Genomic DNA, 18969 nt, shown 5'->3' with positions numbered 1-18969 from the left:
TCACAACAATTCTGTCTGCCTGAATGCCCCGCGAACGAGCAACCCGCGTCGATTCGGTGCAAAAAATCCCCGTCTATAACCGCTTTCGCCTAATAAACACGCCATTCTCCCACTTGGCACAACCACTGCATTACCCGTTTCACCATACATAAAGCCCAACCTTCAACGACGAAGGCTGCGCTTCCCGAGAGAACGGGACCAGGACAAAGGCGTCCTCGCTAGGCAACTAGCGGGACGCCTTTTTTTGTTTGCGCAACATTTGTCGAGCACGGCCTGACTGCCCACAAGAGGCCAGCCACCGCTCCCCGGAGAACCTGATGAAAAAACTCAAACTGGTGATGATCGGCAATGGCATGGCCGGGGTTCGCACCCTGGAAGAACTGCTCAAGTTGAGCAACGAGCTGTACGACATCACGGTCTTCGGTGCCGAACCGCACACCAACTACAACCGCATCCTGCTGTCGCCGGTGCTGGCCGGTGAACAGACCTTCGAAGAGATCGTGCTCAACGACCTCGACTGGTACCTGGAAAACCACATCAAGTTGCTGCTCAACCGCAAGGTGGTGCAGATCGACCGAGTCAAACGCCGGGTGATCGCCGAGGACGGCACCGAGGCTGAATATGATCGCCTGCTGATCGCCACCGGCTCGACGCCGTTCATCCTGCCGATTCCGGGCAACGACTTGCAGGGTGTGATCGGCTACCGCGACATCGCCGACACCCAAACGATGATCGACACCGCCAAAACCCACAAGCACGCGGTGGTCATCGGCGGCGGCCTGCTCGGCCTCGAAGCCGCCAACGGCCTGATGCTGCGCGGCATGCACGTCACCGTGGTGCACATCGGCGAATGGCTGCTGGAGCGACAACTGGACAAGACCAGCGGCCAACTGCTGCAAACGGCGCTCGAAGCCCGTGGCCTGCATTTTCGCCTGTGCGAACAGACGCAGGCCCTGCACGACGCAGGCAACGGCCGGGTCGGCTCGGTGCAATTCAAGAACGGCGAGATCATCCCCGCCGATCTGGTGGTGATGGCCGCCGGCATCCGCCCCAATACCGAACTGGCGGAACGCGCCGGCATCCCCTGCAATCGCGGGATTCTGGTCAACGACACCCTGCAAACCTACGATCCGCGCATCTATGCCATCGGCGAGTGCGCCAGCCATCGCGGCATCGCCTATGGCCTGGTGGCGCCGCTGTTCGAACAGGCCAAGGTCTGCGCCAATCACCTCGCACAACTGGGTTTCGCCCGCTATCAGGGCTCGGTGACCTCGACCAAATTGAAAGTCACCGGCATCGACCTGTTTTCCGCCGGTGATTTCATGGGCGGCGAAGGCACCGAAACCATCACCCTCTCCGACCCGATCGGCGGCGTGTACAAAAAACTGGTGATCAAGGATGACGTGCTGGTCGGCGCCTGTCTGTACGGCGATACGGCAGATGGCGGTTGGTATTTCCGACAGATTCGTGAGAATCACGCCATCGGCGAGATCCGCGATCACCTGATGTTTGGTGAAAATTCTATCGGCGACGTAGGACATCAGGGCCAGGACAAAGCCATGAGCATGGCCGACACTGCCGAAGTCTGCGGCTGCAACGGCGTGTGCAAAGGCACCATCGTCAAGGCGATTCAGGAACACGGCCTGTTCAGCGTCGATGACGTGAAGAAGCACACCAAGGCTGCAAGTTCCTGCGGCTCCTGCGCCGGGCTGGTCGAGCAGATCCTGATCAACACCGTCGGCGGCGCGGCGGACGTCAAACCGAAAAGCGAAAAAGCCATCTGCGGTTGCAGCGACCTCAACCACGGGCAGATCCGCCAGGCGATCCGCGAACAGCATCTGCTGACCATCGCCGACACCATGAGCTACCTCAACTGGCGCACCCCGAACGGCTGTGCCACCTGCCGGCCGGCGCTGAACTACTACCTGATTTCCACCTGGCCCGGCGAAGCCAGGGACGATCCGCAATCGCGCCTGATCAACGAACGCGCCCACGCCAACATACAGAAGGACGGCACCTATTCGGTGGTGCCACGGATGTGGGGCGGCGTGACCAACCCCTCGGAATTGCGCCGGATTGCCGACGTGGCTGACAAGTACAACGTACCGATGGTCAAGGTCACCGGCGGTCAGCGCATCGACCTGCTGGGGATCAAGAAGCAGGACTTGCCGGGCGTCTGGAAAGACCTCGACATGCCGTCCGGCCACGCCTACGGCAAATCCATTCGCACCGTGAAAACCTGCGTCGGCAGCGAGTTCTGCCGCTTCGGCACGCAGAACTCGACGCAGTTGGGCATTGAGCTTGAGCACGACCTGTTCAACATGTGGTCGCCGCACAAAGTGAAACTCGCTGTCTCCGGATGCCCACGCAACTGCTCGGAAGCGGGGATCAAGGACGTAGGAATCATCGGTGTCGACTCCGGCTGGGAGATGTACATCGGCGGCAACGGCGGGATCAAGACCGAAGTCGCCGAGTTCTTCGTCAAGCTGAAAACCGCCGAGGAAGTTCGTGAATACAACGGCGCGTTCCTGCAGCTGTATCGCGAAGAAGCCTTTTACCTCGAACGCACCGTGCACTACCTGCAACGGGTCGGCATGGAGCACATCAAGCAGGCCGTGCTTGAAGATCCGGAGCGGCGCAAGGCCCTGAACGAGCGTCTGCAGTTCTCCCTGTCGTTCGAACAGGACCCGTGGAAAGAGCGTCTGGCGCAGCCGCAACTGAAGAAAGAATTCGAGGTGATCCCCGTGAAAAACCTGGAGGTGCCGGCATGAATTGGCTCGATATCTGTGCCCTGGAAGAGATCAATGCCCTCGGTTCGCGGATCATTGCCGGGCCGAAAGGTGACATCGCGATTTTTCGTACAAGCGACGACGAAGTTTTCGCCCTCGACGATCGCTGCCCGCACAAGGGCGGGCCGTTGTCACAGGGTTTGATCTACGGCAAACGCGTGGCCTGCCCGCTGCACAACTGGCAGATCGACCTGCAAACCGGTGAAGCCCAGGCGCCGGACATCGGCTGCGCGTACCATCATCCGGCCCGAGTCGAAAACGGCCGCGTGCAGTTGGCACTGCGGGATGCGGTCTGATGAACCGCCAGACGACCGCCTCGACCTGCTGTTATTGCGGCGTCGGCTGCGGCGTGCTGATCGAGCATGACGGCGAGCGCATTCTCGGCGTCAGCGGCGATCCGGCGCACCCGGCCAACTTCGGCAAATTGTGCAGCAAAGGCTCGACCCTGCACCTGACCGGCGATCCGGCCGCCCGGGCGCTGTACCCGGAACTGCGTCTGGGCAAAGGCCTGGCACGCAGCCGTTGCGACTGGGATACGGCGCTGGATCACGCGACCCAAGTCTTTGCCGAGACCATCGCCGAACACGGCCCGGACAGCGTGGCGTTTTACATCTCCGGGCAGTTGCTGACCGAGGACTACTACGCCTTCAACAAATTGGCGCGAGCGCTGGTCGGGACCAACAACATCGACAGCAATTCCCGACTGTGCATGTCGTCAGCGGTGGTCGGTTACAAGCGCAGCCTCGGCGCCGATGCGCCGCCGTGCAGCTATGAAGATCTGGAGCTGAGCGATTGCGTGATGATCGCCGGCAGTAACATGGCCTACGCCCACCCGGTCCTTTTCCGTCGTCTTGAAGAGGCAAAATCGCGCCGACCGCAGATGAAGGTCATCGTCATCGATCCCCGACGCACCGACACCTGTGAGTTGGCGGACCTGCATCTGGCGATTTTGCCCGGCACCGATGTCGCTCTGTTCCATGGGATTTTGCATCTGCTGCTGTGGGAAGACTGGATCGACCGCGACTTTATCAAGGCGCACACCGACGGCTTGCCCGAGCTGAAAAATCGGGTGCGCGATTACACCCCGCAAATGGTCGCGCAACTGTGCGGGATCAGTGTCGAGCAATTGCAGCAGTGCGCGGAATGGGTGGGCACGGCGCCAAGTTTCCTGTCGCTTTGGTGCATGGGCCTGAATCAGTCCACCGCTGGCAGCGCGAAAAACAGCGCGCTGATCAATCTGCACCTGGCCACCGGGCAGATCGGCCGGCCAGGCGCAGGACCTTTCTCATTAACCGGTCAGCCAAATGCCATGGGCGGGCGGGAAACCGGCAGCCTGTCCAATTTGCTGCCCGGTCACCGGGAGGCAGCCAACCCCGAACACCGCGCCGAAGTGGCAGCGTATTGGGGCGTCGATCAACTGCCTGAAAACATTGGACTGAGCGCCATCGAGCTGTTCGAGCGGATGCGCAGCGGCCAGATCAAGGCGCTGTGGATTGCCTGCACCAACCCCGCACAGTCCATGCCCGATCAACACGCGGTTCGCGAGGCCCTGCAGGCCTGCCCGTTCGTGGTGTTGCAAGAAGCCTTCCGCACCACCGAAACCGCCGCCTTCGCCGACCTGTTGTTACCCGCTGCCAGTTGGGGCGAAAAGGAAGGCTCGGTGACCAACTCCGAACGGCGCATTTCCCACGTGCGCCAGGCCATTCTCCCACCTGGTGAAGCGCGGCCCGACTGGGCGATCACCGTGGATTTCGCACAACGGCTGGAGCAACGTCTGCGTCCGCAACAACCAAGCCTGTTTGCTTTCGAGCATCCGGCGCAGTTGTTCGACGAATACAAACAACTGACCCGTGGACGCGATCTGGACCTGTCGGGCATCAGCCATCAATTGATCGATGAACTGGGACCGCAGCAGTGGCCCTTCCCCACCGGCGCCCGACAAGGCACCGCGCGTTTGTATGGCGACGGGATTTTTCCCACGGCCAACGGTCGTGCACAGTTTGTTGCCGATCCTTATCGTGCGGCCAAAGAACAACGCGATGCACGGTTTCCGCTGACCCTGATCACCGGCCGTCTGCGCGATCAATGGCACGGCATGAGCCGCACCGGCACCGCAGCGCAATTGTTCGGGCATGTCAGCGAAGCGCTGTTGAGCCTGCATCCGGACGAAATGCGCCGTCATCGTTTGCAGCCGGGAGATCTGGTCAATCTGAAGAGTCGACGCGGTGCGGTGATTGTGGCTGTCGGCAGCGACGACGGCGTGCGTCCGGGTCAGGCTTTTTTGCCGATGCACTGGGGCGAGCGCTTTCTCAAGGGCGGAGTAAACAGCCTGACCCTGGCGGCCTTCGACCCGCTGTCAAAGCAGCCCGAACTCAAGCACAGCGGCGTGCGTCTGGAACCGGTGAATCTGCCATGGCAGCTCTTCGCACTCATCGAGGGTGATGTTCAACGGCATTTCGAGACACTACGCCCCCTGTGTGAGTCGTTTTCCTACGTCAGCCTCAGCCTTGCCGGACGTGAACGGCCCGCGCTGCTGATACGCGCTGCCAACGCCACGGCGCCGGAGCCGCAACTGCTGCGCGATATCGATCAGTGTCTGGCGCTGCTCGACGGGCCGGTACTGGCCTACGACGACGCGCGTCGCGCCATCGGCAAACGGGTACGCATCGAAAACGGCCGCATCACCGCGATCCGCCTGGCCGGCGAAACCCTGGCCCGGCATTGGCTGCAGGGGCTATGGCTGGAGGGCCGCGCCGATGAACAACTGCGACGCTGGCTGCTGGCGCCGATGAGTGCGCCGCCGGGCAGTGCCAGTTTGCAGGCCAATCCGGGAAAAACCCTATGCAACTGCCAAAACGTCAGCCACAGCGCGGTATGTGCCGGGATTCGCCAGGGTCTCGATCTGCAAGGCCTCAAACAACAACTGGGATGCGGCACGCAATGCGGTTCGTGCGTCCCGGAAATCAAACGATTGCTGGCGGCCGATCTGCAGCCGGTATCCAGCTGATAAGGAAAACACCATGAATGCAAAAGTCTGGCTGGTGGGGGCAGGTCCCGGTGATCCCGAACTGCTGACGCTCAAAGCGGTGCGCGCATTGCGTGAAGCGCAGGTGGTGTTGATTGACGATCTGGTCAATGCCGCGGTGCTGGAGCATTGCCCCACCGCGCGAATCATTGCCGTGGGCAAACGCGGCGGCTGTCGCTCGACACCGCAGGCGTTCATCCATCGGCTGATGTTGCGTTATGCGCGCCAAGGCAACTGCGTGGTGCGGCTCAAGGGCGGTGACCCGTGCATTTTCGGTCGTGGCGGCGAAGAGGCGCAGTGGTTACGCGAACGTGGGATTGAGGTCGAGTTGGTCAACGGTATTACCGCCGGACTCGCCGGCGCGACGCAATGCGATATTCCGCTGACGTTGCGCGGTGTGGCGCGCGGGGTGACGCTGGTGACCGCGCACACCCAGGACGACAGTCAATTGAACTGGCAGGCGTTGGCGCGAGGTGGGACGACACTGGTGATTTACATGGGGGTGGCCAAGCTTGGCGAGATTCGCGATCAGCTATTGGCCGGCGGGATGGCGGCAGATACGCCGGTGGCGATGATCGAGAATGCCTCTCTGCCAGAACAGCGTGAGTGCCGTAGTGATCTGATGAGCATGAGTGACGACGCCTGCCGGTTTGAGCTCAAGAGCCCGGCCATACTCGTCATCGGCGCAGTGGCTGCCATTGCAGAGCAAAGGATCGCAGTCTCCGGCAGCTCCCCCATGGGAACTGTGTACGCCCTGTAAAGCCAAATCGCAGGCAAAGAAAAGCCCGGCCTGAGCCGGGCTTTTCTCGTAGCGGCAGCTAATTACTTAGCTTGAGCTTCAACCTGCGCTTCTACGCGACGGTTAACAGCACGGCCAGCTTCAGTTTTGTTGTCAGCAACTGGGCGGGATTCGCCGTAGCCGATCGACTGAACGCGGGACGACTCAACACCGTACTGCTGGGTCAGAACCTGCTTAACGGCGTTTGCACGACGCTCGGACAGTTTCTGGTTGTAAGCGTCAGGACCGACGGAGTCAGTGTGACCTTCAACTGTGGTGTGAGTGGCTGGGTACTGCTTCATGAAGTCAGCCAGGTTCTTGATGTCAGCGTAGCTGTTTGGCTTGACGACCGACTTGTCGAAGTCGAACTTCACGTCCAGCTCTACACGAACAACTTCAGCAACTGCTGGGCAGCCATCAGCGTCAACAGTTACGTTGGCTGGGGTGTCCGGGCACTTGTCAACGTTGTCGCAAACGCCATCGTTGTCGCTGTCGGAGCAGACTTCAGCCGGAGCTGGAACTGGAGCAGCAGCTGGCTTGCCGCCGCCACCGAAGTTCACACCCAGACCAACCGATGGAGCGTAGTCCCAACGGCCATTGTCCAGTTTGTAGTCAGCTTCTACGCCAGCACGGGCGAAGAAGTTTTCAGCGAAGTAGTACTTAACGCCAGCGCCAGCAGTCAGGAAAGTCGACTGGTCGCGACCGGTGTGGCCGTCAGCAGCTACGTTGGTCAGGTTGCCGTGCTTGACACCACCTTCAACGTAAGGACGCAGAGCGTCGCCAGCGTTGTTGAAGTGGTACTGAGCGGTCAGACCGAAGTTGTCACCGCGCAGTTTCTGGCTACCGGTACCGTCGTTCGAACGGGTGTGGTTGTTACGATCCCAGCCGAAGTTGATCGAGACGTCGTCGGTCAGGAAGTAACCGATTTTGGCGCCTGGGTTGAAGCCGTCTTCGACATGATCAATGCTGTCGTTGTACTGCTTCTTGTAGTTGATCTCGCCTTCAACTGCGCCTTGGCCTTGTGCCAGTGCGCCGAACGAAGTAGCGGCAATAAGAGAACCAATGGCCAAGCCCAAGGTGTTTTTCAGTTTCATCCGTTAAATCCCCATCTGGTGATTGTGAAGCAGTCCCGCAAACCGGGGGACAACTCGGCGGCAAGTCTATCAGAACTTGCCTACACGTAAGAGATATTTGCGCTGAACTAAGTTTCAGCAATGCCTGCAAATTTCTCACGCAATTTGTCTAGAGCACGTTTGTACCGCATTTTTGTCGCACTCAAACCCATGTGCATGATGTCTGCGATCTCCTGAAACTCCAGCTCTGCGACAAATCGTAGCACCAGAATTTCACGGTCAATCGGGTTCACATACACCAGCCAGCGATCGAGTCCGCCCTTCTCCTCGGGTTTCGGCGCCTTTTCTTCCGACGCTTCTTCCAGCGGGTCCAGACTCAAGGCGTCCATCAAGCGACGCTTTCGCCGTTCCTTCCGATACTGCGTGATGCATTCGTTATACGTGATGCTGTAGAGCCAGGTTTTGAACTTCGATTTCCCCTCGAAGTTCTTCAGGCCGTACAGCACCTTAAGCATCACTTCCTGACAGACATCGTCTGCGTCGCGATCGTTCCCAAGATATCTCGCACAAACGTTAAATAATGTTCGCTGGTAACGCCGCATCAGCTCTTCATAGGCGCGCGTCACGTGAAACAGCTCGGTATGCGAGCGCGCGACCAACTCCTCATCAGAGAGCTCACGGGGGTCATAGCGCGTGGATAGCGTTTGGGCTTTATTCAAAACAAGTCGTGCCGACAGTCAGGTCAATGTCCGCCGCACCCCTCTCAGGGCATTTTGCGGCGGCATACATTAGCAGGGTTTGCCGGGTTAGCGGCTACTCACATGCTGTTCCAGCAGGATCCGATTGGAGAGTGAGACTAGCTCACCCTCATCGGTCAGCAATGTGGTTTTAACCGTGCCGATCTCTTCGATCTGGCCTTCGACCTCGCCAACACGCACTTGTTGCCCAACCTGATACAACTCACGCACATAGATTCCCGCAAGAATCTGACCGGCAATTTCCCGGCTTCCCAAACCCATGGCCAGCGCAACGGCCAGACCAACGGTAATCAATACGATGACAATCACATGGTTCAGCAGGTCAGTCTTGACCTCGAGCTGGCTGATCGCGACCGAGATACTGATGATGATCACCAGCCCCTGGGCAATACGGCCCAAACCCGAAGCGTAGTCCAGCCCTACACCTTCTGCCGCCCCGCGCACGAGGCCGTTGGCCAATTGCGCGAGCAAAACACCCACCAGCAACACCAGCGCGGCGCCGAAAACTTTCGGCAAATACAACGCCAGCATGTCCAGCGTAGCTGAAACTCGCTCAAGTCCAAGGGACTCTGCTGCAGAAACCAGAAAAATCAGCAGAACGAACCAGTAAACAATCTTGCCGATCAAGGTAGAGATCGGCACTTGCAGGCCGGCCCGCGACATCAACTTGGTCAGACCGGTGCCGCCCATCAGGCGATCAAGGCCCAGTTTGGCGAGCAATTTGGACAGCAAGGTATCGAGCAGCTTGGCCACCACGAAACCCAACAGCAGCACCACCAGTGCGCCGAACAGGTTCGGGATGAAGTTGGCGACTTTGGTCCACAACGCAGTCATTGCAGTGACGAGGCTCTGAGTCCAGAGATCAAGTTCCATATTCAATCAGCCTTATCAGCAGTGCGTGCAGTAGTTTTACGAAGACGGGAAACCGGCGAGACGTGGGCCGATCCGTTATTCAGGGCGATCATCAGCGCGGGCAGCCAGCGGCCCAGCAGGCTGAACAGATCACCGGCGCCCACCTGGCGGTTGGCGGTTTTGAGTACGCGACCCAGGCATGCGTCGTCGTCACGGCTGGACGGCGAGGCGTTGAGCATGTCGCGCAAAGACTGTTCAAACGGATCGTGCATACGCACCTCTCGTGATGTCTGTGAAAGACGCGGGCAAATTTGGTCGGGTCACATGTTGCATCTTCACACCCAGCGCAAACGGCGGAATAACCACCATTGACCGAAGGCCATCGCCAGCACCGTCAGACAGGCAATCAGGAAACCATAAGGGCTGCTCGAGAACGGAATGCCGCCCACATTGATGCCCAGCAGGCCGGTGAGAAAACTCATCGGCAAAAAGATGCAGGTGATGATGCCGAAGCGGTACATCGTGCGATTCATGCGCACGTTCAAACGCCGGTCTTCGGCCTCCAGCACAAGCCCCATGCGCTCTCGGGTCAACTCCAGCTCTTCGAGATAGCGCGTCAGGCTGTTGTTCAATTCGTTCCAGTAGTCAGCGTCATCGTCGACAAACCACGGCAGTTTTATCCGGGTCAGTTGTCCGAAAATATCCCGTTGTGGTGCCAGGAAACGCTTTAGCCCGGCAGCTCTGCGACGGATGTGCAAAATCGAGCCATGCTCGGGGGTGTACCGTTCGTCGGCATCCAGTTTTTCTTCCTCTTCATCGACCAGTTCCGACAGGCAGGTGACCAGATCCTGCACCTTGTTGGTGAGGAATTGCGCCAGATACAGGATCAGTTCAGATGAGGTTTTCGGGCCTTTGCCTTCGCTTAGCAGCGCCAGCAGCTCATCGGTGGCACGCAGCGGACGCAAACGCAGCGAGATGACCCGTTGCGCCGACGCGAAAATCCGCACCGAGACCATGTCTTCCGGCTCAGCGCCGGGGTTGAGGTTGACCCCGCGCAGAAACAGCAGAAGTTCGGCATCCGGCAACGGCAACAGGCGTGGCCGGGTGTTCTCTTCCAGCAGCAGGTCGCAGGCAAATTCATTCAGGCCGCTGGATTTGCGCAGCCAGGTCTGGGTTTGCGGATGGCTGCGATCCCAATGCAACCACAGGCTCTCATGGGCCTGCAGTTGCAGATCGTCGAGCTCAGTCCGGGCAATCGAACGCGCACCGCCTTTACCGTCCAGCACCAGGGCATGCACCAGCCCCCACTGCGCGTTTTCTTCCTCGAACATCCGCATCCCTTTGTCGAAAAACTTATTCAGGCATCTGCAGCGGACTTGGCGAAACGATCACGCCGTTGTTGTCCGCATAGATGTATTGGCCCGGATGGAACGTCACGCCGGCGAAAGTCACCGGTACGTTGAGATCGCCGATACCGCGCTTTTCGGTTTTCATCGGATGGCTGGCCAACGCCTGAACGCCGAGATCGGTCTGGGCAATAACGTCGACGTCACGGATACAACCGTAGATGACCACCCCTTCCCAGCCGTTTTTCGCGGCTTTCTCGGCGATCATGTCGCCCAGCAGCGCGCGCCGCAGCGAACCGCCGCCATCGACCACCAGCACCTTGCCGTTACCCTTGAGTTCGGCTTGCTCTTTGACCAGCGAGTTGTCTTCGAAACATTTGATGGTCACGATTTCGCCGCCGAAGGAATCACGGCCGCCGAAATTGCTGAACATCGGTTCCAGCACCTGCACCAGCTCCGGATAGGCGTCGCACAGGTCAGGCGTGAGGTAATGGTTCATCGAAAAACTCCTGTAAAAAGGAAGACGATCAAGGATGTCGCACTCTTTTGAAACGAGTCCCGGCGGTCGCTGTTTACCTTAGTTCATGCAATGCTCGCTGAATGAACCTGAACAAACGCTGAAACGTAATAGCTAAACCCCCACCAAATATGACCAGAACCGCACAATGCGTCATATCTTAGCCGCAAGCCGACCTGAACGAAATGCCCTTTTCAGAGCCCCGGACTCAGACCGCAGCGGCAAGATCCGGCTTGTAGCCGAGCAACGGCGTCTGCTGATCGTTCAACCAGCGTGCCACCAGCGGCCAGACCTCGGCCTGCGCCGCCTTGCTCACCAACATCTCGACATGCCCGAAGTTGTCGCTGAAGCCCTGCTCGCGCCCCAGATTGACGAACTGTTTGTGCTCGGAGCCGATCTGCTCGAACAGTTTGCGACAGGCCCATGCCGGATCCTGATGATCGCCCGCCGCGGTCACTGCCAGCACCGGCACCTGAACCTCGGCCAGGCCGGCCCACCAGTCCTTGTCCTTGTCGCCAAAACGCCCGAACAAGCCGTACCAGCGCATGCTTTCCAGCGCCAGCCCGATCGGCTCGTCTTCCGGGCCGCGCTTGAGGCGTGAGCCGGACAACTGTGCGAAACGCTTGAGAATGAAGCGCCCGCTCCACTCCACCGGTGGAATCTTCAGCGGCCAGTACGTGCGGCTGACCTGCGTGCCGAAAAACGCCGCCGAGGCCACGGCCGGCTCGCCGAGGTATTCGCCACCCAGCGCCGCCGCCAGCGTGATACCGCCCAGCGAATGGCCGATCCAGTGCGGCACCTGCCCGCTCTGCTCGCGGACGAACGCAGCAATCGCCGGCAGATCGTAACGGGCGTAGTCAGCCACGCGGTTGCGCCGGTAGTCCTCGTTGCGCTGCGACAGGCCGTGACCGCGCATCTCCGGGATCCACACGTCGAAACCCAAGCGCGTCAGGTACGCACCCAACCCGAGGCCCTTGGGGGAAAACCAGAAGCGCCGATTGGAAAAACTGCCGTGCAACAAAATCACCGGCACGCCGCGCGGTGTCGTATCGTCGGCCATGCCCAAACGGGTAACGGCGATTTCCACGGACCAGTCGGGACTGTTGCCGGGTTTGAGTCGATACACGTCTTCGCTCAGATCACCGCGTCGTTCGGCGCTGATCAGGGCGACAGGAAACAGGTTGCTGCTGCTTTGCATAATGCTCTTGCACAAAAAAGGGCGGCATCTACAGGAGCCCGCCCTACTTCAATCTCAAAGCCCCCAACCTTTGTGGGAGCGGGCTTGCTCGCGAAAGCGGTGTATCAGCCAACATTTGTGGCGGATCTTATTCCGTCTTCGCGAGCAAGCCCGCTCCCACAGGGGAGGATGGCCGTTCACATATGGATCAAGCCTGGGCCTGGCCTTCGGCGAGGAAGAACCAGGTTTCCAGCACGGAGTCCGGGTTCAGCGACACGCTTTCGATGCCCTGCTCCATCAGCCATTTGGCCAGATCCGGGTGGTCCGAAGGGCCCTGACCGCAGATGCCGATGTATTTGCCGGCCTTGTTGCACGCGGCAATCGCGTTGGCCAACAGCTTCTTGACCGCCGGATTACGCTCGTCGAACAGGTGCGCGATGATCCCGGAGTCACGGTCCAGGCCCAGGGTCAGCTGAGTCAGGTCGTTGGAACCGATCGAGAAACCGTCGAAGAATTCGAGGAATTCTTCAGCCAGGATCGCGTTGGATGGCAGTTCGCACATCATGATCACGCGCAGGCCGTTGTCGCCACGGGCCAGGCCGTTTTCGGCGAGCAGATCGACTACCTGACTGGCTTCGCCGAGGGTACGGACGAACGGCACCATGATTTCGACGTTGGTCAGGCCCATCTCGTTGCGCACGCGTTTCAACGCGCGGCATTCGAGTTCGAAGCAGTCACGGAACGATTCGCTGATGTAACGTGAAGCGCCACGGAAGCCGAGCATCGGGTTTTCTTCTTCCGGCTCGTACAACTTGCCGCCGATCAGGTTCGCGTATTCGTTGGACTTGAAGTCCGACAGACGCACGATGACCTTCTTCGGCCAGAACGCTGCCGCGAGGGTGCTGATGCCTTCCACCAGTTTTTCGACGTAGAAACCGACCGGATCGTTGTAGCCGGCGATGCGCTTGTCGACGCTGTCCTTGATTTCCTGCGGCAGGCCGTCGTAGTTCAACAGCGCTTTCGGGTGTACGCCGATCATGCGGTTGATGATGAATTCCAGACGGGCCAGGCCGACACCGGCGTTCGGCAGCTGCGCGAAATCGAAGGCGCGGTCCGGGTTGCCGACGTTCATCATGATCTTGAACGGCAACTCCGGCATGGCGTCGACGGAGTTCTTCTTGACGTCGAAGCCCAGCTCGCCTTCGAAGATGTAACCGGTGTCGCCTTCGGCGCAGGACACGGTCACACCCTGACCATCTTTCAACAGTTGGGTGGCGTTGCCGCAACCCACGACCGCTGGAATCCCCAGTTCACGGGCGATGATCGCCGCGTGGCAGGTACGGCCGCCACGGTTGGTGACGATGGCGCTGGCGCGTTTCATCACCGGCTCCCAGTCCGGGTCGGTCATGTCGGAGACCAGCACGTCACCGGCCTGGACTTTGTCCATTTCCGAGACGTCCTTGATGATCCGCACTTTGCCGGCGCCGATGCGCTGGCCGATGGCACGACCTTCCACCAGCACGGTGCCGGTTTCTTTCAACAGGTAACGTTCCATGACGTTGGCCTGGGTGCGGCTTTTCACGGTTTCCGGACGGGCCTGCACGATGTACAGCTTGCCGTCGTCACCGTCTTTGGCCCACTCGATGTCCATCGGGCAGCCGTAGTGCTTCTCGATGATCATCGCCTGCTTGGCCAGCTCGCTGACTTCGGCGTCGGTCAGGCAGAAACGCGCGCGTTCGGCCTTGTCGACATCGACGGTCTTCACCGAACGACCGGCCTTGGCCTCGTCGCCGTAGATCATCTTGATCGCTTTGCTGCCCAGGTTGCGGCGCAGGATCGCCGGGCGACCGGCTTCCAGGGTGCCTTTGTGCACATAGAATTCGTCGGGGTTGACCGCGCCTTGAACAACGGTTTCGCCCAGACCGTAGGCGCCGGTGATGAACACCACGTCACGGAAACCGGATTCGGTATCGAGGGTGAACATCACGCCAGCGGTACCGGTTTCCGAACGCACCATACGCTGCACGCCAGCCGACAGGGCGACCAGTTTGTGGTCGAAGCCCTGGTGCACGCGGTAGGAAATCGCCCGGTCGTTGAACAGCGAAGCGAACACCTCTTTGGCGGCGCGGATAACGTTTTCCACGCCACGGATGTTCAGGAAGGTTTCCTGCTGGCCGGCGAACGAAGCATCCGGCAAGTCTTCGGCGGTGGCGGAAGAACGCACGGCCACGGCCACGTCAGGGTTGCCGGCCGACAGCGCGGCGAACGCGGTGCGGATCTCGGTATTGAGTTTTTCAGGGAATTCGGCGTCCATGATCCATTGACGGATCTGCGCACCGGTCTTGGCCAGTGCATTGACGTCATCGACGTCCAGGGCGTCGAGAGCCTTGTGGATCTGGTCGTTGAGGCCGCTCAGTTCGAGAAAGTCGCGATAGGCCTGCGCGGTGGTGGCAAAGCCGCCGGGGACCGACACACCGGCACCCGCCAGGTTGCTGATCATCTCGCCCAGGGATGCGTTCTTGCCCCCCACATGCTCAACATCGTGTTTGCCGAGCTTATCGAGGGAAACTACGTACTCTACCAAGGTGATCTCTCCACTAACTGTGTTGGAAAAGCTCAGAAACCGGCGGCTCGGGGGAGCGTTGGCCGGCTGTATGGCCTGGACCTGGAAAATAAGTGAGAATGCGGGCCAATGGCGGCCGGCAAATCGCGCCTATCATATCCAGAAATACTCTTTAGCTTAAGGCCCAAGGTGCAAATGAAACGATCTGCTTTCTTTATCTCCGATGGCACCGGCATTACCGCCGAAACCCTGGGTCAAAGCCTTCTGGCGCAGTTCGAAAACATTACCTTCACCAAGCTCACGCGGCCGTATATCGACAACGCGGACAAAGCGCGGGCCATGGTACAACAAATCAACAAAGCCGCTGAAACCGACGGCTTCCGTCCGATCATCTTCGACACCATCGTCAATCAGGACATTCGTGAGATTCTCGCAACCTCCAATGGTTTCATGATCGACATTTTCTCGACCTTCCTCGCCCCGCTCGAACAGGAACTGACCGAGCATTCTTCCTACACCGTCGGCAAATCGCACTCGATCGGGCATAACTCCAATTACATGGAGCGCATCGAGGCGGTGAACTTCGCCCTCGACAACGACGACGGCGCGCGCACCCACTATTACGACAAGGCCGACCTGATACTAGTGGGCGTGTCGCGTTGTGGTAAGACGCCGACGTGTCTGTACATGGCAATGCAATTCGGTATCCGCGCGGCCAACTATCCGCTGACCGAAGACGACATGGAGCGTCTGACCCTGCCGACCGCCCTGCGCGCCCATCAGCACAAGCTGTTCGGCCTGACCATCGACCCCGACCGCCTCACCGCGATCCGCAACGAGCGCAAGCCCAACAGCCGCTATTCGAGCTACGCCCAGTGCGAATTCGAAGTGCGCGAAGTGGAAAACCTGTTCCGCCGCGAGAACATCCCGCACATCAACTCCACGCATTTTTCGGTGGAAGAGATTTCGGCGAAGATTCTGGTGGAGAAAGGTGTGGAGCGGCGTTTCAAATAGATTGGCGGCGTCTGCTTTGGCGCCTTCGCGAGCAAGCTCGCTCCCACAGGGTTTCAGAGTGTTGGTGCATGTTGTGCCAGGCACAAAACCTTGTGGGAGCGGGCTTGCCCGCGAAGGCGGCGGCACATCCAGCATTGATGTTGCCTGACACACCGCTAGCGTGAGCAGGCTCACGCCCGCAATGGGTCTTCAATTCTCGCGTTGTCAGATCACAAACAGGTCGATGAAACGATTCACGGGGGTCGCTTCAAGCTTCGCCTGATCCTTGCACAACGCGAAGATCTCGTTACTGCGCTGCCCGGTGAATCGTGTCAGCAGATTCGCCCTGAACTTGTCCTCCAGCAACGGAATGCCATCGGCGCGGCGGCGACGGTGGCCGATCGGGTATTCGACTTCCACGTTCTCGGTGCTGGAACCGTCCTTGAAAAACACCTGCACCGCGTTGGCAATCGAGCGCTTGTCGGCCTCCAGATACTCACGGGTGAAACGCGGGTCTTCGACGATGACCATTTTCTCGCGCAGCACATCGATGATCGGGTGCGCAGCGTGGAAGTCGTCCTCGTACTGTTCGGCCAGCAGATTGCCGAATGCCAGCGGCACGGCGGTCATGTACTGAATGCAGTGGTCGCGGTCCGCCGCATTGGCAAGCGGTCCGACTTTGGAAATGATGCGAATCGCCGACTCGTGGGTGGTGATGACGATGCGGTCGATTTCATGCAAGCGGTTGCGCACCAGCGGATGCAAGGTCACCGCCGCTTCGCAGGCCGTCTGCGCGTGGAACTCGGCGGGGAAGCTGATCTTGAACAGCACGTTTTCCATCACGTAACTGCCGTAGGGCCGCGCGAAACTGAAGGCGCGTTTGCCTTCGGGCTTGAGCGCCAGATCGTTGTTGGTGTGGCTGAACGACACGTCATAGAAGCCCCACTGTCTGGCCGTCAACACTCCGGGAATGCCCATCTCGCCACGCAGGGCGATGTCGGCCAGACGCACACCGCGACTGGTCGCATCCCCCGCCGCCCAGGATTTGCGCGACCCGGCGTTCGGCGCATGGCGATAGGTGCGCAGCGCCTGACCATCGGCGAAGGCATGGGACAACGCCGACAGCAGCTGCTCGCGATTGGCCCCCATCAGTTTGGCGGTGACGGCGGTCGAAGCGACTTTCACCAGCAGCACGTGATCTAGGCCGACGCGGTTGAACGAGTTTTCCAGAGCGATCACGCCTTGGATCTCGTGGGCCATGATCATCGCTTCAAGTACATCGCGAATCGTCAGCGGCTTCTCACCATTGGCAACGCGTTTTTGCGACAGGTGATCGGCCACCGCGAGAATTCCGCCGAGGTTGTCCGACGGATGCCCCCACTCGGCGGCGAGCCAGGTGTCGTTGTAGTCGAGCCAACGCACGATGCAGCCGATGTCCCACGCGGCTTTCACCGGGTCGAGGCGATAGGAAGTGCCCGGCACCCGCGCCCCGAACGGCACGACGGTGCCCTCGACGATGGGGCCAAGGTGCTTGGTGCATTCGGGAAAACGCAACGCCAGCAGGCCACAGCCGAGGGTATCCATCAGGCAGTTGCGGGCGGTGTTGAGTGCTTCGGCAGATTCGATTTTGTAGGTGAGGACGTAATCGGCGATGTCCTGCAGGACACGGTCGTAGTCGGGGCGATTGTTCTGGTCGACGTTGGCGCTCATGTTCGATTCACTCTGGCAGTGGTTCGTTGATGGGACCTCGGTTCAGGCTGATTTCTTATATTTGAAATGCAATTCCCTGTGGGAGCGGGCTTGCTCGCGAAGGCGTGGTGTCAGTCGACATCATTTTTGCCTGGTGCGCCGCCTTCGCGAGCAAGCCCGCTCCCACAGTTTTGTTCGGTGTAGTGTCAGAAGGAGTCGCCTGGGATGCGTACGTAGCCTTCCATGAGGACGCGGGCACTGCGGCTCATGATGGCTTTTTTCACCACCCACTCACCGTTTTCCAGACTGGCCTCGGCTCCGACACGCAAGGTCCCGGACGGATGGCCGAAGCGCACTGCCGTGCGTTCAACGCCACCGGCGGCGAGGTTCACCAGGGTGCCGGTGATCGCTGCAGCGGTGCCGATGGCCACGGCGGCAGTACCCATCATCGCGTGGTGCAACTTGCCCATCGACAACGCACGCACCAGCAGATCGATATCAGCGGCGGCAATCGCCTTGCCGCTGGACGCGATGTAATCCGCAGGCTTGGCGACAAACGCGACTTTCGGCGTGTGCTGTCGCTTGGCCGCTTCATCCAGACTGGAAATCAGGCCCATGCGCAATGCACCGTAGGCGCGGATGGTTTCGAACATCTGCAGGGCTTTCGGGTCGCTGTTGATCGCGCTTTGCAGTTCGGTGCCGGTGTAGCCGATGTCTGCGGCGTTGACGAAAATCGTCGGGATCCCGGCGTTGATCATGGTCGCCTGGAACGTGCCGACACCCGGCACCTCAAGCTGATCGATCAGGTTGCCGGTGGGGAACATCGAACCGCCGCCACCCTCTTCTTCCGCCGCCGGGTCCATGAACTCGACCTGCACTTCGGCGGCCGGAAAGGTCACGCCGTCGAGCTCGAAATCACCGGTTTCCTGCACTTCGCCGTTGCTGATCGGCACGTGGGCGATGATGGTTTTGCCGATGTTGGCCTGCCACACGCGCACCACCGCCACACCGTTGTGCGGAATGCGGCTGGCCTCCACCAGACCGTTGCTGATGGCGAACGAACCGACCGCTGCCGAGAGGTTGCCACAGTTGCCGCTCCAGTCCACGAACGGCTTGTCGATGGAGACCTGACCGAACAGGTAATCGACGTCGTGATCAGCCTTGATGCTTTTCGACAGGATCACGGTTTTGCTGGTGCTCGACGTAGCACCACCCATGCCGTCGATCTGCTTGTCGTACGGGTCGGGGCTGCCGATCACCCGCAGCAGCAAGGCATCGCGGGCCGGGCCGGGAATCTGCGCGGCTTCGGGCAGATCCTTGAGGCTGAAGAACACGCCTTTGCTGGTACCGCCGCGCATGTAGGTGGCGGGGATTTTGATCTGCGGTGCGAAATGAGCTGCGTGAGCCAT

At 59.9% G+C, this 18969-nt stretch carries 15 protein-coding genes; 5 read left to right on the top strand and 10 right to left on the bottom strand.

The window, feature by feature from the left end; all coding sequences use genetic code 11:
* The first annotated feature begins 317 nt into the window (after positions 1 to 317).
* Genes nirB through cobA form a run of 4 tightly spaced genes read left to right on the top strand, consistent with a single transcriptional unit; the run spans position 318 to position 6574 of the window.
* Positions 318 to 2771 carry a nitrite reductase large subunit NirB gene (gene nirB / locus ACM6I7_RS00155; RefSeq protein ID WP_414887729.1) on the top strand — a complete coding sequence of 818 codons (2454 nt, stop codon included), beginning with the start codon at positions 318 to 320 and terminating at the stop codon, positions 2769 to 2771.
* Positions 2768 to 3085, top strand: coding sequence for a nitrite reductase small subunit NirD (nirD, locus tag ACM6I7_RS00150; RefSeq protein WP_414887728.1), 318 nt, complete (start codon positions 2768 to 2770; stop codon positions 3083 to 3085). The genes nirB and nirD overlap by 4 nt, the downstream gene beginning before the upstream one ends.
* Positions 3085 to 5796 (top strand): molybdopterin-dependent oxidoreductase, encoded by a 2712-nt coding sequence (locus ACM6I7_RS00145; protein ID WP_414887727.1) that lies wholly within the window; start codon positions 3085 to 3087, stop codon positions 5794 to 5796. Before nirD ends, ACM6I7_RS00145 begins: the two co-directional genes overlap by 1 nt.
* A gap of 13 nt (positions 5797 to 5809) precedes the next feature.
* Positions 5810 to 6574, top strand: a complete 765-nt coding sequence (gene cobA / locus ACM6I7_RS00140; protein ID WP_097087603.1) for a uroporphyrinogen-III C-methyltransferase — start codon at positions 5810 to 5812, stop codon at positions 6572 to 6574.
* A 62-nt stretch (positions 6575 to 6636) separates the two neighbouring features.
* Here cobA and ACM6I7_RS00135 read toward each other — a convergent pair whose 3' ends face one another.
* The 8 genes from ACM6I7_RS00135 to ppsA form a co-directional block, all read right to left on the bottom strand.
* Complete coding sequence (locus tag ACM6I7_RS00135) at positions 6637 to 7686, bottom strand: OmpA family protein (RefSeq protein ID WP_027613290.1); 1050 nt, start codon at positions 7684 to 7686, stop codon at positions 6637 to 6639.
* A gap of 107 nt (positions 7687 to 7793) precedes the next feature.
* Positions 7794 to 8384 carry an RNA polymerase sigma factor SigX gene (gene sigX / locus ACM6I7_RS00130; RefSeq protein ID WP_011333251.1) on the bottom strand — a complete coding sequence of 197 codons (591 nt, stop codon included), beginning with the start codon at positions 8382 to 8384 and terminating at the stop codon, positions 7794 to 7796.
* 87 nt (positions 8385 to 8471) lie between these two features.
* Positions 8472 to 9296, bottom strand: a complete 825-nt coding sequence (locus ACM6I7_RS00125; protein ID WP_007916401.1) for a mechanosensitive ion channel family protein — start codon at positions 9294 to 9296, stop codon at positions 8472 to 8474.
* Between the two features lie 2 nt (positions 9297 to 9298).
* Positions 9299 to 9547 (bottom strand): hypothetical protein, encoded by a 249-nt coding sequence (locus ACM6I7_RS00120; protein WP_003223293.1) that lies wholly within the window; start codon positions 9545 to 9547, stop codon positions 9299 to 9301.
* Between the two features lie 63 nt (positions 9548 to 9610).
* A complete protein-coding gene (locus tag ACM6I7_RS00115) occupies positions 9611 to 10606 on the bottom strand; it encodes a zinc transporter ZntB (protein ID WP_027613291.1) in 996 nt (331 codons plus the stop codon).
* 22 nt (positions 10607 to 10628) lie between these two features.
* Positions 10629 to 11120 carry a ribonuclease E activity regulator RraA gene (gene rraA, locus ACM6I7_RS00110; RefSeq protein ID WP_414887726.1) on the bottom strand — a complete coding sequence of 164 codons (492 nt, stop codon included), beginning with the start codon at positions 11118 to 11120 and terminating at the stop codon, positions 10629 to 10631.
* A 226-nt stretch (positions 11121 to 11346) separates the two neighbouring features.
* Positions 11347 to 12336, bottom strand: a complete 990-nt coding sequence (locus tag ACM6I7_RS00105) for an alpha/beta fold hydrolase (protein WP_414887725.1) — start codon at positions 12334 to 12336, stop codon at positions 11347 to 11349.
* A gap of 187 nt (positions 12337 to 12523) precedes the next feature.
* Positions 12524 to 14899: a phosphoenolpyruvate synthase gene (gene ppsA / locus ACM6I7_RS00100; RefSeq protein WP_096797095.1), complete on the bottom strand. Its 2376-nt coding sequence runs from the start codon at positions 14897 to 14899 to the stop codon at positions 12524 to 12526.
* A gap of 174 nt (positions 14900 to 15073) precedes the next feature.
* Between ppsA and ACM6I7_RS00095 the strand changes: the two genes are divergently transcribed.
* Positions 15074 to 15892, top strand: a complete 819-nt coding sequence (locus ACM6I7_RS00095) for a pyruvate, water dikinase regulatory protein (RefSeq protein WP_007960912.1) — start codon at positions 15074 to 15076, stop codon at positions 15890 to 15892.
* A gap of 204 nt (positions 15893 to 16096) precedes the next feature.
* Here the strand turns inward: ACM6I7_RS00095 and prpD are convergent, their stop codons facing one another.
* Together prpD and prpF are read right to left on the bottom strand one after the other, a co-directional pair.
* Positions 16097 to 17581 (bottom strand): 2-methylcitrate dehydratase, encoded by a 1485-nt coding sequence (prpD, locus tag ACM6I7_RS00090; protein WP_414887724.1) that lies wholly within the window; start codon positions 17579 to 17581, stop codon positions 16097 to 16099.
* 185 nt (positions 17582 to 17766) lie between these two features.
* Positions 17767 to 18969, bottom strand: a complete 1203-nt coding sequence (gene prpF, locus ACM6I7_RS00085; RefSeq protein WP_414887723.1) for a 2-methylaconitate cis-trans isomerase PrpF — start codon at positions 18967 to 18969, stop codon at positions 17767 to 17769.

Source organism: Pseudomonas sp. IT-93MI4 (assembly GCF_949767635.1).
Classification (GTDB): domain Bacteria; phylum Pseudomonadota; class Gammaproteobacteria; order Pseudomonadales; family Pseudomonadaceae; genus Aquipseudomonas; species Aquipseudomonas putida_A.
The sequence above is the reverse complement of the archived record's forward strand: the minus strand, read 5'-3'. Positions and strand labels throughout refer to the sequence as shown.